Source organism: Bradyrhizobium sp. USDA 4452 (genome assembly GCF_054063575.1).
In genome coordinates this window covers 3,801,618-3,817,723 of sequence record NZ_JBSSGK010000001.1, presented here as the reverse complement: position 1 = coordinate 3,817,723, position 16,106 = coordinate 3,801,618, and the positions used below count along the sequence as shown (strand labels likewise).

Sequence of the window (16,106 nt, the reverse complement as noted above, 5' to 3'; positions counted from 1 at the left end):
GACCAACCTCGAATTCAATGTGCGAGTGAGAACTGGGGGACTGATGTTTAAGAAACGAGCTCACGCAGAATGGCGCGCGTTGCCGCTTGCGGTGTCGCTGAGCGCGCTCGCCTGCGCAACGCCGGCCGTGGGCCAGACTGCGGACCAGGCCGCCGACCAGGCGCCCGCCGCCGCGGCGAAGCGGACCGATGCCAAGAAGCCGAAGGTGTCGAGCACCAAGCCGACATCGTCGAATGCCACCGTCAATCTCGTCAATCTTCTGGTGCAGCAGGGCGTCCTCAAGGAGGACCAGGCCCAGGCGCTGATCAAGCAGGCCGAGGACGAGGCCTATGTCTCCCGCCAGGCCGCCAAGGACGCCACGACCAAGGCCGACGACGCCACCAGGGCCGCGACGGCCGCCGCCGCGGCCGCGCAGCCGCCCGGCACCAGGCACGTCACCTACGTTCCCGAAGTCGTCAAAAAACAGTTGCGGGAAGAGATCAAGCAGGAGGTGATGGCCAAGGCGCAGAAGGAAAACTGGGCGTCTCCCGGAACCTACCCGGAATGGGCGCAGCGCATCCGCTTCTACGGCGATGCGCGCGTGCGCTATCAGGGCAACTACTTCCCGACCGGCAACGACCAGGCCGACGCCATCAACTTCAACGCGATCAATACCGGTTCGCCGTACGACCTTTCGAACATCACGAATCCTTACGGCGCGCCCACCTATGATGCTACGCAGGACCGTAACCAGTTCCGGATCCGCGGCCGGCTCGGCATGGAAGCGGATCTGCTCTACGGGTTCACGGCCGGCTTGCGCATCGCGACCGGCGAGAATAACTCGCCGGTATCGACCAACCAGACGCTTGGCACCACCGGGGGCAATTTCTCGAAATATGGCGTCTGGCTGGATCGCGGCTACATCAACTGGCAGGGCTGGAACGGCGATTTGAGCCTGTCCGCAGGCCGGTTCGACAATCCGTTCTGGTCGCCGACCGACCTGGTCTGGTACCGCGAGCTCGGCTTCGACGGCTTCGCGGTGCAGGCCAAGCACGAGGTGTGGGAGGGCTTCACGCCGTTCGCGGTGGGCGGCGCATTCCCGATCTACAACACCGATTTCAATGCCGGAATCAATCTGACGAATCCGCCGACCAAGTTCGCGAGCCACGACAAGTGGCTGTTCGGGGGCCAGGTCGGCTTCAATGCGCGATTCAGTCCGGAATACGCATTCCGGTTCGGTGTCGCCTTCTACGACTTCGACAATGTACAGGGGCAGCTCTCCAGTCCGTGCATCGTCGAGCTGTCAGGCGATGTTTGCGATACTGACCTGACCCGACCGTCCTTTGCTCAGAAGGGAAACAGCTATTTCGCGCTGCGTAACATCATCCCCGATCCCCCTGGCACGGGCAACAATGGCGGCACCAGCTTCAAGTACCAGTATTTCGGACTGGTCAGCCAGTATCGCCCGGTGGTGGTCAGCGGACAGCTCGATCTCGGACACTTCCATCCGACCCACATCGTGCTCGATGGCGAATACGTCAACAACACCGCGTTCAGCCGTTCCCTCATGAACGCCGCGGCGATGAACAACCGCGGGCCTAGCCCCGATGGCGGCAACACGCCCGGTCCGTTCAACGGCGGCAATCAGGGCTGGCTCGGCCGCGTCACCGTCGGCGACAGGGAAATCAAGCATCTCTGGGATTGGAACGTCCACGCCGGCTACAAATACCTCGAATCGGATGCCACCATCGATGCCTTCGCGGACTCCGACTTCGGCCTCGGCGGCACCAACCTCAAGGGCTATTTCGTCGGCGGCAATGTCGGTCTTGGCGAGAATGTCTGGGCGACCTTGCGCTGGATGAGCGCCAACAGCATCGCCGGCGTGCCCTATGCCGTAGACGTCCTGCAAGTCGACCTCAACGCGAAGTTCTGATCATGCGCATCGCACTCTTCGTCCTGATGATGGTGATCGGAGCATTGAGCTCCGGCACCGCATTCGCCCAGTCCGAGACCGACCGCCTGCGCGAGGCACTGCGCAGCGCGACGGCGCAGACCCGTGCGCTGGAAGACCAGCGCACGGCGCTGCAGGCAAAAGTGGCCGACGCCGATCGCGAAAAGGCGGCGGCCAAGAAGGAGGTCGACGACCTCAAGGCACAGCTGAAGAAAGCCGACAAGGAACATCGCGACGCCGTCGACGAGTTCAATCAGCGGCTCGCCGAACGCGACGATACGTTGGAGAAGTGGAAGTCGGCGTATGAGGAGGCAGCCACCGTTGCCCGCACCAAGGACGCCGAGCGTGCCAAGTTCGAAGGCGAGGCAACGGCGTACAAGGCAAGCACCAAGAGCTGCGTCGCCAAGAACGCCCAGCTGGTCAAGGCCGGCAAGGAGATGGTGCAGCGCTACAAGGACCTGACCATCGGCGAGATCGTGGTCTCGCGCGAACCGATGATCCAGCAGCGCCGGGTCGAAATCCAGAACCAGCTGCAGGAAAGCACCGACAAGTTCCTCGATCAGAAGGTGAATCCATGACGACCGCCCTCATTATGAAGCCGCTCCGGTCGATCGGTCTCGCCGCCGCCGTCGCCACGTTCGTTGCGCCGCTCGATGCCTCGGCGCAGACCCAGACGCAGGCTCCCGCGCCACGGACGGTGCAGGCTCCGGTCAGGAAGCCGCAGCCACAGCCCGCGGCGCAGGCCCAGGCCGCCGCCACGCCCGCACCGGCTCCCGTCGCGGCCGCGCCGAAACCGGCCACCGCGCCCGAGAACGTCGTCGCGCGGGTCGGCGACACCAACGTCTCGGCCGATGATCTTCGCAGCTATGTCGCAGCCCTTGCCCCGCGCGAGCAGGCTGCGCTGGCCAAGGATCCGGCCATGCTCAGCCAGGCGGTCCGGCTGCTGCTCGCCAACCGCCTCGTGCTGCAGGAAGCGGTGGCGAAGAAGTGGGACCAGCAACCCGCCGTCGCCGCGCAGCTCGAACGGGCGCGCGAGGGCGCGGTGGTCGAGCTCTATTTGCAATCGGTGTCGACGCCGCCCGCGAACTTTCCGAGCGAAGATGATTTGCAGAAGGTCTATGAGGCCAATCGCGCCGCATTCCTGATGCCGCGCCAATTCCAGCTTGCGCAGATCTTCGTCGCCGCTCCGAAGGAGGGCGACAAGGCCGCCGAGGACAAGGCGAAGCAGGAGCTCGACGACGTGCAGCGCAAGCTGAAGGCGCCGGGAGCCGACTTCGCGGCGATCGCGCGCGGCGACAACAACGCCGCCAAGGACGCCGGCGACCTCGGCTGGGTTGCCGAGAACCAGATCCGTCCGGAGATCCGCAGCCAGGTGATGGGGCTCGCCAAGAACAGCGTGTCCGAGCCGATCAGGCTCGACGACGGCTGGCACATCATCAAGCTGATCGACACCAAGGCGTCCTATACCCGCACCCTGCCGGAAGTGCGCGACCAGCTGGTGCAGCAGATCCGCTCCGAGCGGTCGAACATGATGCGGCGGGCTTACCTCGCCGAGCTGCTGAAGCAGCATCCCCCCGTCCTCAACGAGCTTGCACTGTCGAGCCTGCTCGACGCGTCGAAGAAGTAATACGGAGATAAAGATGTCCGAGATCATCACCAAGCTCACTATCGAAGGATTGCGCGACAGCTTCCAGAATGTCGGCTATCGCGTCGAAACGCTGACCGATCCGGTTGCCAACACGACCTATCTGCGCTCGGCGACCGCGGGGCTCGGCTTCGAGATCCGGCCGGGAAACCAGCTCGTCGGCGAGGAACAGAGTTTTATCGACGCCATGCTGGTCACCACGCTCCAGGTGCAGGGCGAGCTGCCGCTCGACCTCGTCAATCGCTGGAACACGACGCGGCGGTTCGGACGGTTGCAGTTCAGCCAACCGTTCCTGATGTTCTGCCTCGACGTCTCCGTGGCCGGCGGCGTGGCGCCGAACTTTGTGCGGGCGCAGATCGAGGTCTGGGACCGGCTGGTTCAGGAGCTGATCGCCTATCTGCGCGAGGAGCTGCCGAAGATCGTCGCCCGGAATGGCGCGGCGGCTGCCCCGCAGCCGAGCGCGCCGGCTCAGCCGGCGCGTGAGCACGCGGAAGCGGGATCGGTTCCCACCATCCAGTAGGCCGCGCGCACGGGCGAGCATCAGGACCGCAACCGATCCATGTGTGACGGTGTCTTCACGATGAAGGCGAGCTGCTTCAGCCGATGGCGGAAGCAGCTCGATCCTGCGCGTCGATGGGGCGGTGGTATCGCTGTTGGCGGTCTTGTGCTCGCGCTTTGCCTCGTCCAGCCCGTCCATGCCGAGGGACAGACGCCGGCGCCGACATTCAGCACGCGTTTTGCTGCTGTCGAGTCGGTCGAACCTTCAGTCGACGCCACGGCAAAGCCGGCCGAGGCGACGAGCAAGCCGGCTGCGCCGGCCAAAGATGCGTTGAAGGACGGCGGCGGGAGAGCCCTCCCGCCTTCGCCGGTGAGCCAGCCCGCGGTGTCGGACGCGCGCATGCGCTATCGGGCGCTGATCGAGAAGGAGGCGGCTGGAAGCGGGCTCGCGCCCGAGATCGCCGAGGCGGGGATGGGCGTGGAGAGCGGCTACAATCCCGACGTGATCGGCGGCGTCGGCGAGATCGGGCTGATGCAGCTGCTGCCGTCGACCGCGCGGATGCTCGGCTTCTCCGGTTCGCTTGCCGAACTCGCGATTCCCGAGAACAATATTCACTTCGGTGTCATGTATCTTGCGCAGGCGTGGCGCCTTGCCGGCGGCGACCTGTGCACCGCAGTCATGAAGTACCGCGCAGGTCATGGCGAGACCCGCTTCTCCTATCTGTCGGTGAATTATTGCGTGGCAGTGCGCGCCCGGCTGTTTGCCCGCGGCTTTCGGGTGACGGGAACCGTCCCGGTCGCGACCTTCGGCGAACCTGGCCGTGCCGGTGGTGGTGGCGGCGGCTGTGGCCGCAAATGCCTCGGCGGCGGTGGACGCATCGGCCGCGTCGATCTGGTCGCGCTCAACACGCGGCTCAACGCACTTGTGATCCAGGCCCGGGGAGGGAAATAGCAAGGCCGCGCCTCTCGCGTTCTTCGTTGCCTTGATATCCTCGCTTGATATCTGCCCTTGGCTTCCTATCGTTTCAAACAGTTCTGGTTCTGCAAGGAGCAGCACCGATGAAAGTGATGATGTTGGCGGTCGCCGTTGCCGGATTGTCGGCGATGCAGGCGCAGGCGCAGGCGCAAACGCAGACGCAGACGCAGCAGCGCACGCCGCTGCCGGAAATTGTCGTCGGCACACCGCCGTCGGCGCTCAACCTTAACCGCGACACCAGCGTCGGCACACCGCCGTCCACGCTCAACCTCAACCGCGACACCAGTGGCGGCACCGGCGGGGCTGCGGCAAGAGGCAGCGGGGGCTGCGGCGATGCGGCCTCGCTTGGCTGTATCAATGAGCGGTTGAAGAAACAGGTCGATCAGGTCAATCCGCCCGTGACCAACACGCCGCCGATCGACGCCAAATCGCAGGATCTCAGGGTGGGCGTGGTCAACATCCCGGCTGTGCGGCAGCAATATGGCCGCAACTTCGGGGTCTCGGCGTTTCCCTATCGCCCGCCAGCGCCGGTCTTCAGCCATCGATGATATGCGCGGAGACGTCTGTTTCGCACAGATCGTGACGCCGTCACATTTCTGACGATGGGCATATGGAAAATAGAGAGAGCAACGGTTTGCTGATTCCATGCGAAAATCTGACGTGACGTGCCCCCATTGCCAGGCCGGCTATCGCCGGATCGAATTGACGTCGAAGGGCGGCATCGCCGGCGAGTTTAGATGCCTGGTGTGTGACCAGTTGATCGAGCTGATGGACGGTTCGACCGATGTCGCCTTTCGGCTGACCGTGCAGCCGGGCAAGACGTCCTACGCGTATTAGCGCGGTCGTCCGCGCAAGCGAGGCGGCCAACGGTCGCCGTCTGCAATCATTCGCCGCGGATCTCGCTCGGGGCCTTGTTGGTCCAGCGGTGGAACGCGCGCCTGAAGTTTGCGGCATCGCTGAAGCCGAGCGCCAATGCGATGTCGTCATTGGCCAGCGTCGTGCTGCGGAGATATTTCAGCGCAATCTGGGTCCGCAGTTCGTCGTGCAGCGTGCGAAAGGAAAAGCCCTGCTGACGAAGCTGGCGGCGCAACGACCGGTCGTTCACGCCGAGCAGCTTTGCGATCGCTTCGAAGGTCGGGGGATTGGCGATGTCGCGAAGCAGGATGGCGCGGATCTTTCCGGCAATGCCGGTCCGCAATCTCAAGTCGCCGAGCAAGTCGTCGCAGAGGGCGACGATGGTCGGATAGGTCGTCTTGTTGCCGAGATCCGCTCTCCGGTCCAGCAATTGCGCCTTGAAGACGATCTGGTTGGTCGGCTGACCGAAGCGCACCGGGCATCCGACATGATCGAGTGGAAGATCGAATTCCTGTGCCTGCGGGTAGGCGAGCGTGATTTCAGAGGGAGCGAAGCTTGGTCCCATGATGTCGCGCATCAGCGAAATGTGAATGCCGATCTGCATCTCGGCGACGAACCGGTAGAGCGCGGAATCGGCAAGTGCATGCAGATTGGGCTCGATGATCCATCTCGCGGAGACCTTGTCCTCGCTGAATTCGATCGTCGCCAGCGGCGCGGCGAGCGCGTGATAGCGCATCGCAAATTCCATGGCCTTGCGAAAGTCCGGGCAGCACAGCAACGCATAGCCATACATTCCGTAGGTCGAGACGTGGATCGATGCGCCGATGCGATAGGGCAAATGACGGTCGGTCGACAGGCGCAGCGCGTTCTGACAAACCGTCATCAGCTGCGTCAGCGAAATCCGCGCCTGCGGTGAGTGGACGTCGGCGAGCGAAATGCGGGTGTCGCGCAGGATGGCGTCGGCCGGGACGCCGGCGCCGGCCAGCATGTCGAAGACGGCGCCGAGCTTGGTGGTCTCATAGACCTGGTCGCCAGTGCCGACGGTCAGGATGTCGTTGCGGGAGCCCACAGGCCTCTTCAGTCGCGTGGTTGGTTGCAAGGTGAACCAGCCCTTCCTTCGGTCGAAAAGCAGTGCGCCGCAAACCCGGCCCGAGTGGATTTCCGCTTGCGAGCCCTTCGAACATAGCCGGTTCGCGCCATAACCCAAGAGTTATCAAGATTTATCAATGGGTCTCTCTTGGGGCCCTCTTGCTGCGCAGCAGCAAGACCGCCGCCATTGATGAGAGCGCCTTGTCCGGTTGAGACCCCGCCGATGTCCGTTTCGGACCTTCACAAATCTCGGGCGTCACGCGAGGCTTGGTCGTAATGTCACGCGGTCGGACCGTCGCGACATGAGGACGGCAGGCCACGCGATCCGCTCGCTCAGAACTGCGGACGCAACGGTCGAAGGAGATGCCAGGTCGAGGGAGGCTTCCATGGTCGGAAGGCTGATTCAGACTGCCCAATCCGCCTATCACTATCCGCTCATCTTCAAGCAGCTTTGGCACACGCCGCGCGTGCAGGCGCCGGATCAGGAGATCGTCTATCGAGATCTCAAGCGCCAGACCTATCGACAGACCAGAGAACGGATCGGCCGCCTCGCCTCGGCGCTCAGCAAGGCCGGCGTCGAGCCTGGCGACACCGTCGGCGTACTCGAATGGGACAGCCATCGCTTCCTCGAAGCCTTCTTCGCGATCCCGATGATGGGGGCCGTGTTGCAGACAGTGAACGTCCGCCTGTCGCCGGAGCAGATCGCCTACACGATCGATCACGCCGGCGCGTCGACGCTGCTGGTCAATGAAGAGTTCGTCGGTTTGCTAGAGGGCATCAAGGCGCAGTTGCCCAAGGTCAAGCGGATGATCGTGATCTCGGACAAGCCGTCCCCGCAGACCGGTAGCCTGCCCTTCATCGGCGAGTATGAGAGTTTGCTGGCGGCAGCTTCGCCGGATTACGACTTTCCCGACTTCGACGAGAACACCCAGGCCACCACCTTCTACACCACCGGGACCACCGGTCTGCCGAAGGGCGTTTATTACAGCCACCGCCAGCTCGTGCTGCACACGATCGCCGGGCTTGCGCTGTTCGGTATGGCCGGCTCGCAAGGGCGCTTCTCGCGCGACGACGTCTATATGCCGATCACGCCGATGTTCCACGTTCACGCCTGGGGCTTTCCGTGGTCGGCGACGTTGGCCGGCACCAAGCAGGTCTATCCCGGCCGCTACGAGCCGGCGATGCTGGTCAAGCTGATCAAGAGCGAAGGCGTCACCTTCACGCACGGCGTGCCCACCATCCTGCAGATGCTGCTCAACGCCGCCGCTGCCGCCAAGGTCGATCTCCACGGCCTCAAGATGGTGATCGGCGGCTCGGCGTTGCCGAAGGCGCTGGCCAAGCAGGCGATGGAGGCCGGCGTCGACATCTTCGCGGGTTACGGCATGTCGGAGACCGGCCCGCTTGCCGCGGTCTCCCACGTCCATTCCAGGGATCTCAGCGGCGACCCAGACGGCGAAGTCGAATTCCGCACCCGCGCCGGCATGGCCGGCCCGCTGGTCGATCTGCGCATCGTCGATCCCGACATGAAGGACGTGCCGCATGACGGCAAGTCCGCCGGCGAGATCGTGCTGCGGGCGCCGTGGCTCACCCAGGGCTACTTCAATAACCCCGAAGGGTCGGAGCAACTCTGGGAGGGCGGCTATCTGCACACCAGCGACATCGCCGTGGTCAGTCCGGGCGGCTACGTCCACATCACCGACCGGATCAAGGACGTGATCAAGACCGGCGGCGAATGGGTGTCCTCGCTGCAGATCGAGGATCTGATCTCGCAATGCGCCGGCGTCGCCGAGGCCGCGGTGATCGGCGTCAAGGACGACAAATGGGGCGAGCGGCCGCTCGCGCTCGTGGTCAAGAAGCCGGCCGGCGTCGAGGGCCTCAGCGATGTCGCCATCAAGGACCATCTCAAGGTGTTCGCCGACAAGGGCGTCATCTCGAAGTACGGCATCCCCGGCAGGATCCTGTTCATCGACAGCATTCCCAAGACCAGCGTCGGCAAGATCAACAAGAAGGAGCTGCGCGAGCAGTACGGCAATATGTGACGCTCCAGTACAGCCAAGAACGGATCGAGGAGGACGACGTCATGAGCAACCTCACTTTGGCCGGGCTCGGCGAACACGTCGGAAAGGAGCTCGGGCTTTCCGACTGGGTTGCGATCGATCAGCAGCGCATCGATGATTTTGCGGCCTGCACCGGCGACCATCAATGGATCCACGTCGACGTCGAACGCGCCAAACGGGAGAGTCCGTTCCGCGGTCCGATCGCGCATGGCTATCTGACGCTCGCGATGGTGGCGCCGCTCGCGATGCAGGTCGGCATCATCCCGCGCGATGCCGCGGCCGGACTGAATTACGGGGTCGACAAGGTGCGCTTCCTGGCGCCGGTGCCAGCGGGCACGCGGGTGCGGCTGCGGGTCGTGCTGTCCGGGATCGAGCCGCGGGACGGCGGCCAGGTGATCATGAAAACCCTGAACACGCTGGAGGTCGAAGGCTCCGAAAAGCCGGCGCTGATCGCCGAGACGCTGGCCCTTCTGATTTCGGCGGAGGGAGCAAAGCAATGAGCACGGAAAATCGCGGTCCGGATTCCTCGGCGTCCGACATGTCCGAGGCGGCGTCCAGGAATACGCTGGCGCTCAATCCGCTCGTCGGCATCCAGGGCCAGGACCTCGTCGAGGGCGCCGGTATCCTGTTCAAAGCCGTCATCAACGAGCCGAAGGTCGCGACCGAGCAGTGGCTGTCCTTCGTCGGCGAGCTCGGCTCGATCGCCGCCGGCAAGTCCGATCGCGCACCGAAGGCCGGCGACAAGCGGTTTGCCGATCCGACCTGGAAGGAGAGCTCGCTGCACTCCGGCCTGCTCAAGGCCTATCTGGCGTGGGGCGAGGCGATCAACGGCCTTGTCGACAAGACCAGCCTCAGCGACATCGACAAGCAGCGCGCGCATCTGATCACGGATATCCTGATCGACGCCGTCGCGCCGACCAACACGATGCTCACCAACCCGGCGGCCGTCCGCAAGTTCATCGACACCGGCGGGCAGAGCCTGTGGAGCGGCCTGAAGAACTATATCGGCGATCTGACGCAGAACCGCGGCATGCCGTCGATGGTGGACATGAACGCGTTCAAAGTCGGCGAGAATCTCGCGACCACGCCGGGCGCGGTGATCTTCCGCAACGAACTGATCGAGCTGATCCAGTACAAGCCGACGACGCCGACAGTCAGGAAGCGGCCGCTTCTGATCACGCCGCCGCAGATCAACAAGTACTACGCGCTCGATCTCTCGCCGGACAAGAGCATGGTGCGATTCCTGCTCGAGAGCGACTTTCAGGTCTTTGCCGTCAGCTGGCGCAACCCCACGGCGGCGCATCGCGATTGGGGGCTCGACACCTATGTCGCCGCGCTCGACGAGGCGGTCGACGCGGCGCGCGAGATTTCCGGCAGCGAAGACATCTCGATGATGGGATCCTGCTCCGGCGGGATCACCTCGACGGCCTATTTCGCGACGCTCGGCAGCGCAACCGAGAAGAAGATCAAGAACCTGGTGCTGGCGGTCTGCCTGCTCGATCCCAATTCGGCCGAGGAGAGCACGTTCGGTTGCCTGATGACACCGGAGACTATGCGCGCGGCGAAGGCGACCTCGCAGCTGCGCGGCATCGTCGACGGCCACGATCTGGCGCGGATGTTCGCCTGGATGCGGCCCAACGACCTGATCTGGAACTACTGGGTCAACAACTATCTGCTCGGCAACCAGCCGCCGGCCTTCGACATCCTGTACTGGAACGCAGATACGACCCGCCTGCCGGCTGGGCTGCATGGCGACTATCTCGACCTCTACTTCTCGAACCCGTTCGTCAACGCCGGCAAGCTGACACTGAACGACAAGACCATCGACATGAGCAAGGTCAAGGCCGACAGCTACGTCGTCGCGGGTGTCACCGACCACATCACGCCGTGGAAGGGCGTCTACAAGACCGCGCAGATCATGGGCGAGGGCACCACCTTCGTGCTGTCGAACAGCGGGCACCTGCAAAGCCTGCTCAACCCGCCGAGCAATCCGAAGGCGTCCTTCATGATCGGGCCGATCTCTAAGGACAAGCCTGATGCGTTCATGGCCTCGGCCGAGAAGCGCAAGGGCAGCTGGTGGCTCGACTGGCGCGACTGGCTGCAGGCGCGCTCGGGCGAGGAGGTGACGGCGCCCGCGACGCTCGGCAGCGCGCGCCATCCATCGCTTGGCGCGGCACCGGGGACCTACGTCTTTGACTGACGATCTCACCAGCACTGGCGAGGCCGCGCAGCGCGGCATGATCGAGACGCGGCAGATCACGATCGACGGCCAGTTGCTTCAGGTCGCGATCAGGCACGGCGGCGGCAGCGGGCCGCCGCTATTGCTGTTCAACGGCATCGGCGCCAATTGGGAGCTGGCGCGGCCGTTCCTCGACGCGCTCACCTCGACCACCGCCATCATCTTCGACGTGCCCGGCGTTGGCGGATCGCCACGGCCGGCGTGGCCTTATCGTCCGTCGACCCTGGCGCGGCTTGCCGCCGGGCTCGTTGCGGAGCTGGGCTACACGGAGGTCGACGTCGCCGGCGTGTCCTGGGGCGGCGGCATCGCGCAGCAATTCGCGCATCAGTTTCCGAAGCGCTGCCGCCGCCTGGTGCTGGCCGCGACCGCGCCTGGTTTCACCATGGTGCCGGCTGGCCCGGCGGTGCTGTGGAAGATGGCGACGTCGCGGCGCTACACCGACAAGGGCTACATGAAAAGCATCGCCGCCGACATCTATGGCGGGGCGTTTCGCGACGATCCGTCATTGATCGGCCGGCATGCGGCCGCGATGCACGGCGCGCGCAGCATGGGTTACTTCTATCAGCTGCTTGCGATGACCGGCTGGACCAGCCTGCCCTGGCTATGGTCATTGCCGCAGCCGACGCTGATCCTGATGGGCCGCGACGATCCGCTGGTCCCTCCGGTCAACGGTCAGCTCATGGCGAGCCTGATCCCGAACGCCGAGCTGCGCTTGATCGACGACGGGCACCTGTTCATGGTGACGCGGCCAACGGAAACCGCCGGCCTGATCGAAGCGTTTCTGGCCGACGAGAGCCGTCAGGCCGTATCGTCATCTCTGCTCGCGCGAACGACGAGCTATTTCAGGGATCTCGTTCCTACGTCCGGAGGCGGACGGCAGAAGCCTTAGACACAGCAACCAGGGAGGATATCGTGACCGACAACACCTCTTACATCGACATGCTCAGGAAGTTCGGCAGTGACCTCGGCTTGCCGAAACTGAACGTGGACGAATTGTTGCAGGCGCAGAAGAAGAACCTCGAGGCGCTCGGCCAGAGCGCGAAGGTTGCGGCCCAGGGCGCACAATCGGTGGCGCAGAAGCAGCGCGAGGTGATCGAGGCGGGCTTGCGCGAGGCCGCGACCTTGGCGCGCGAGTACAAGCCGCTCGGCAAGATTCATGAGAACCTTGCTCTGCAAACCGAATTCGCGCGCAAGGTGTTCGATATCGCGGTCAAGGGCGCGCAGGACAGCGCGTCGACGGCGCGGCAGTCGACCACGGAAGCGGTGAAGATCATCCAGGACCGGATGAAGGAGAATTTCGAGGAGTTCCGCGCCAGCGTCCGCCCGAACAAGCCGACCTGACCTCACGATGAGACGAATCCCGGCAGGCGCGGGTCCTGCCGGGAAAGCGCGATAAGGGCGAAGCATCGCCATGTATCAGGGAGGACACCATGGCCAACGCACACGCGACACGGCCGGCCAGGCCGGATTGCGCGCCGCCGCCGATCAACGGCAACTTCTACGGGATTGCCAGCGTCCTCGACGACAAGGAGCGCGCGCTGCTGCGGCGCGTGCGCGAGTTCACGGAGGGCACCGTCGCGCCTGTGATCGAGGAATTTTGGAGTCGCGACGAATTTCCGTTCGCGATCATCCCTAAGATGGCCGAGATCGGCATCGGCGGTGTCGGCTACCAGGGTTATGGCGCGGCGGGCGGCAGCTGGCTCTTGAACGGCTTCGTCGCGATGGAGCTGGCGCGGGTCGATTGCTCGGTCGCGACTTTCTGGGGCGTACACACCGGGCTCTCGGCGGGCTCGATCTTTCTTTGCGGCGACGAAGCGCAGAAGCAGCGCTGGCTGCCGGCGATGATGCGCTTCGAGAAGATCGGCTCGTTCGGTCTCACCGAACCGCTGGTCGGCTCGGCAACATCGGGCGGCATGCTGACCACCTGCCGGCGCGAGGGCGATGTCTGGATCCTCAACGGCCAGAAGAAGTGGATCGGCAATGCCACCTTCGCCGACATCAACGTGATCTGGGCCCGCGAGGAGGGCTCCAACCAGGTCAAGGGCTTTGTCGTGGCGAAGGACAATCCCGGCTTCGCGGTCGAGAAGATCAAGACCAAGATGGCGCTGCGCGTGGTGCAGAACGGCCTGATCACCTTGAAGGACTGCCGCGTGCCCGAGGCGGACCGCCTGCAGAACGCCAACTCCTTCAAGGACACCGCCAAGGTGCTGCGCATGACCCGCACGGGGGTGGCATGGTTCGCCGTCGGCTGCGCGATGGGCGCCTATGAGCACGCGTTACGCTATGCGACCGAGCGGCAGCAGTTCGGCAGGCCGATCGGCGGCTTCCAGCTGGTGCAGGATCTCTTGGTCCGCATGCTCGGCAACGTCACCGCGACGCAGGCGATGATGCTGCGGCTCGGACAGATGCAGGACGAAGGCGTGATGCTGGACGAGCACGCCTCGCTGGCCAAGGCGTTCTGCACCGTCAAGTGCCGCGAGACGGTCGGCTATGCGCGCGAGCTGCTCGGCGGCAACGGCATCCTCCTCGAGAACCATATCGGCCGCTTCGTCGCCGACGCCGAGGCGATCTACTCCTACGAGGGCACCCGCGAGATGAACACCCTGATCGTCGGCAAGTCGATCACGGGATTGAGCGCCTTCGTCTGAGGCGTTGCGGGCCGTCCACTCATTCGGCCGGCGGCATGCTGCCGTGTTCGGCCGAGGTATGCGTCCGCGACAGCATGCCCAGGGCGACGATCGCGGCGGCAAAGCCGGCGGCGGCGCCGACGCCGAGTGCCCAGCGCGGGCCGAGGTGATCGGCGACCCAGCCAACGATCGGTGCGCCGATCGGCGTGCCGCCCAGCGCCACACCAAGCCGTAGCGCCATCACGCGTCCGCGCATTGCAGGCTCGGTCGACAGCTGCATCAGCGCGTTCGAGGTGTTGGTGACGGTCAGCGCGGCGGCGCCGATCACGACCAGCGCGGCGGCGAACAGCCAATAGTTCGGCGCCAGGGTGGCCAGCGTGCAGCCCAATCCGAAGGTCGCCGATCCCAGCATCAGCGAAGAGAATCGCGGCTGGTCGCGGCTCGCGGCGAGCAGCGCGCCCGACATCGTGCCGAGCGCCATCACCGACGACAGCAGGCCGAAGCCGCGTGCATCGGTGTGGAACACGCCGACCGCCATGGTGGAGATGAAAATCGGAAAGTTCAGTCCGAAGGTGCCGATCAGGAACAGCATGATCAAGGTCGCTCGGAGATCGGGGCGGGACCACACATAATGGAAGCCCTGCATGACGCTGCCCTTGGCGGGATGGGCCCGCGCGTTCGGGCGCAGCTCGGAGGTGCGCAGCAGGGTGAGCGAGGTCAGCACCGCGAGGAACGAAGCGCCATTGAACAGGAACGCCCAGCCGATGCCGACGGAGGCGATGATCAGGCCGGCGACGGCGGGGCCGATCATGCGCGCGGCATTGAACGAGGTCGAGTTGAGCGCAATCGCATTCGACAGGTTGGTGTCGCTGACCAGCTCGGCCACGAAGGTCTGGCGCACCGGCGCATCGAGTGCTGCCGCGCAGCCGAACAGGAATGCGAATACATAGACGTGCCAGAGCTGCACCAGTCCGGTGACGGTGAGAATTCCGAGGACCAGCGCGAGCGCGCCCATCGTCGCCTGGGTCGCCATCAGCAGCTTGCGCTGGTTGAAATGATCCGCGGCGAAGCCGCTCCACGGCATCAGCAGCAGCTGCGGGCCGAATTGAAGCGCCATCACGATGCCGACCGCGGATGCGCTATGCTGCGTCAGTTGGGTGAGGACGAGCCAGTCCTGGGCGGCGCGCTGCATCCAGGTGCCGATGTTGGACACCAGCGCGCCGGCCGCCCAGACCCGGTAGTTGAAGCTTACGAGCGATCGAAAGACGCGTCTCATGTTCCCTGTGGTTCGTTCCCGCCGTGAAACCGTCCGAACCGCCGCGCCAGGAACAAGCCGATCGAGAGGCCGCCGAGACCGAGTGCTGCGACGTCGCTGGTGGTTCTCAAGCCGAAGTCGCCGACGCGGCAGATCAGGAGATATCCGACCGCGAGGTTGAAGAAGCCCCACACGATGTTGACGGTCGATGACGACAGGCCCTCGCCGGGCGGTTTGGCGAACGGGCTCTGGAACGGCTCGCCCATCATGCCGGCGACGACGTGCGGGATCGCGTTGGTGAGGAAGGCGCCGCCGAAGAAATAGGCGACGAGGTCAAGCCAGTTCATGCGCATTCGTCCTTTCAAGCAGATCGATGATGGCCTGCGTCGAGCCGGTTTCGCCGAGTCGCGGAAACACCTGTTCGATACTGTAGGCATGTGCGTTGGGCCGCGCATCGGTCATCGCGTCGGTCGCGAGCGTGACGTTGAAGCCGGCCTCATAGGCCTGCCGCGCCGTCGACTCGACGCCCGTCCCGGTCGCTACGCCGGCGACGACGACCTGCGTGACGCTGCGGGCGCGCAGCTGCTTCTCGAGATCCGTGCTGGCGAACGCGCCCCATGTCCGCTTGGTCACGACGATGTCGCCCGGCCGCCGATCGAGCTCCGGAATCAGCTCGGTCCAGCCGTCCGGAAATGGTCCGCTGTGGCGCGGCCGCTCGGTTCGTCCCGGTGCCGTGCCGTCGACATTGACCAGCACGATCGGCAGTCCACGCCGTCGAAACGCATTGATGAGGGCGCAGGCGCGCGCCACGACGTCTTCGAACGGGTGCACGAAGGGCGCGCCGACGAGCCCTGATTGCAGGTCGACGACAATGAGGGCGGTGATCGGATCGAGCGTCGTCAGAGCCATGATCGTTTCCTTTCTCGCGATTGGCG

At 64.7% G+C, this 16,106-nt stretch carries 17 protein-coding genes; 13 read left to right on the top strand and 4 right to left on the bottom strand.

The genetic code is table 11. From position 1 onward, the window contains the following. Positions 1-43 precede the first annotated feature (43 nt). The 7 genes from ACVISU_RS18405 to ACVISU_RS18375 all read left to right on the top strand — a co-directional run bounded on the left by ACVISU_RS18405 (position 44) and on the right by ACVISU_RS18375 (position 5,886). The gene (locus ACVISU_RS18405) at positions 44-1,912 is read left to right on the top strand and encodes a putative porin (RefSeq protein WP_050406102.1); all 1,869 of its coding nucleotides are present in this window, start codon (positions 44-46) and stop codon (positions 1,910-1,912) included. A 2-nt stretch (positions 1,913-1,914) separates the two neighbouring features. After that, a complete protein-coding gene (locus tag ACVISU_RS18400) occupies positions 1,915-2,508 on the top strand; it encodes a hypothetical protein (RefSeq protein WP_050406103.1) in 594 nt (197 codons plus the stop codon). Further along, positions 2,505-3,557, top strand: a complete 1,053-nt coding sequence (locus ACVISU_RS18395) for a peptidylprolyl isomerase (protein ID WP_456707862.1) — start codon at positions 2,505-2,507, stop codon at positions 3,555-3,557. Before ACVISU_RS18400 ends, ACVISU_RS18395 begins: the two co-directional genes overlap by 4 nt. 13 nt (positions 3,558-3,570) lie before the next feature. Continuing rightward, positions 3,571-4,095 (top strand): YbjN domain-containing protein, encoded by a 525-nt coding sequence (locus tag ACVISU_RS18390; protein WP_456707861.1) that lies wholly within the window; start codon positions 3,571-3,573, stop codon positions 4,093-4,095. A 39-nt stretch (positions 4,096-4,134) separates the two neighbouring features. Then, positions 4,135-5,025 (top strand): lytic transglycosylase domain-containing protein, encoded by an 891-nt coding sequence (locus tag ACVISU_RS18385; protein ID WP_456707860.1) that lies wholly within the window; start codon positions 4,135-4,137, stop codon positions 5,023-5,025. Positions 5,026-5,132: 107 nt separating this feature from the next. Continuing rightward, the gene (locus ACVISU_RS18380; RefSeq protein ID WP_456707859.1) at positions 5,133-5,597 is read left to right on the top strand and encodes a hypothetical protein; all 465 of its coding nucleotides are present in this window, start codon (positions 5,133-5,135) and stop codon (positions 5,595-5,597) included. A 112-nt stretch (positions 5,598-5,709) separates the two neighbouring features. Beyond that, positions 5,710-5,886, top strand: a complete 177-nt coding sequence (locus tag ACVISU_RS18375; protein WP_224924689.1) for a hypothetical protein — start codon at positions 5,710-5,712, stop codon at positions 5,884-5,886. 46 nt (positions 5,887-5,932) lie between these two features. On the opposite strand, the gene ACVISU_RS18370 is transcribed toward ACVISU_RS18375, so the two are convergent. Beyond that, the gene (locus ACVISU_RS18370; protein WP_456707858.1) at positions 5,933-6,973 is read right to left on the bottom strand and encodes an AraC family transcriptional regulator; all 1,041 of its coding nucleotides are present in this window, start codon (positions 6,971-6,973) and stop codon (positions 5,933-5,935) included. 406 nt (positions 6,974-7,379) lie between these two features. Between ACVISU_RS18370 and ACVISU_RS18365 the strand changes: the two genes are divergently transcribed. The 6 genes from ACVISU_RS18365 to ACVISU_RS18340 all read left to right on the top strand — a co-directional run bounded on the left by ACVISU_RS18365 (position 7,380) and on the right by ACVISU_RS18340 (position 13,937). Then, the gene (locus tag ACVISU_RS18365; protein ID WP_456707857.1) at positions 7,380-9,032 is read left to right on the top strand and encodes a fatty acid--CoA ligase; all 1,653 of its coding nucleotides are present in this window, start codon (positions 7,380-7,382) and stop codon (positions 9,030-9,032) included. Positions 9,033-9,073: 41 nt separating this feature from the next. Then, positions 9,074-9,550: a MaoC family dehydratase gene (locus ACVISU_RS18360; protein ID WP_456707856.1), complete on the top strand. Its 477-nt coding sequence runs from the start codon at positions 9,074-9,076 to the stop codon at positions 9,548-9,550. Next, positions 9,547-11,250, top strand: coding sequence for an alpha/beta fold hydrolase (locus tag ACVISU_RS18355; RefSeq protein WP_456707855.1), 1,704 nt, complete (start codon positions 9,547-9,549; stop codon positions 11,248-11,250). The genes ACVISU_RS18360 and ACVISU_RS18355 overlap by 4 nt, the downstream gene beginning before the upstream one ends. After that, the gene (gene phaZ / locus ACVISU_RS18350; RefSeq protein ID WP_456707854.1) at positions 11,243-12,178 is read left to right on the top strand and encodes a poly(3-hydroxyalkanoate) depolymerase; all 936 of its coding nucleotides are present in this window, start codon (positions 11,243-11,245) and stop codon (positions 12,176-12,178) included. Before ACVISU_RS18355 ends, phaZ begins: the two co-directional genes overlap by 8 nt. Positions 12,179-12,201: 23 nt before the next feature. After that, entirely contained in the window at positions 12,202-12,630 is a 429-nt protein-coding gene (locus tag ACVISU_RS18345) for a phasin family protein (RefSeq protein ID WP_050406110.1), read from the top strand. 89 nt (positions 12,631-12,719) lie between these two features. Continuing rightward, positions 12,720-13,937, top strand: a complete 1,218-nt coding sequence (locus tag ACVISU_RS18340; RefSeq protein ID WP_456707853.1) for an acyl-CoA dehydrogenase family protein — start codon at positions 12,720-12,722, stop codon at positions 13,935-13,937. Between the two features lie 19 nt (positions 13,938-13,956). Here ACVISU_RS18340 and ACVISU_RS18335 read toward each other — a convergent pair whose 3' ends face one another. From ACVISU_RS18335 to ACVISU_RS18325, 3 genes are read right to left on the bottom strand one after another with little or no spacing between them, the layout of a single operon-like run. Continuing rightward, positions 13,957-15,192 (bottom strand): MFS transporter, encoded by a 1,236-nt coding sequence (locus tag ACVISU_RS18335; protein WP_456707852.1) that lies wholly within the window; start codon positions 15,190-15,192, stop codon positions 13,957-13,959. Continuing rightward, a complete protein-coding gene (locus ACVISU_RS18330) occupies positions 15,189-15,518 on the bottom strand; it encodes a hypothetical protein (protein ID WP_050406113.1) in 330 nt (109 codons plus the stop codon). The genes ACVISU_RS18335 and ACVISU_RS18330 overlap by 4 nt, the downstream gene beginning before the upstream one ends. Then, complete coding sequence (locus tag ACVISU_RS18325; RefSeq protein WP_063695492.1) at positions 15,505-16,080, bottom strand: isochorismatase family protein; 576 nt, start codon at positions 16,078-16,080, stop codon at positions 15,505-15,507. The genes ACVISU_RS18330 and ACVISU_RS18325 overlap by 14 nt, the downstream gene beginning before the upstream one ends. Positions 16,081-16,106 lie beyond the last annotated feature (26 nt).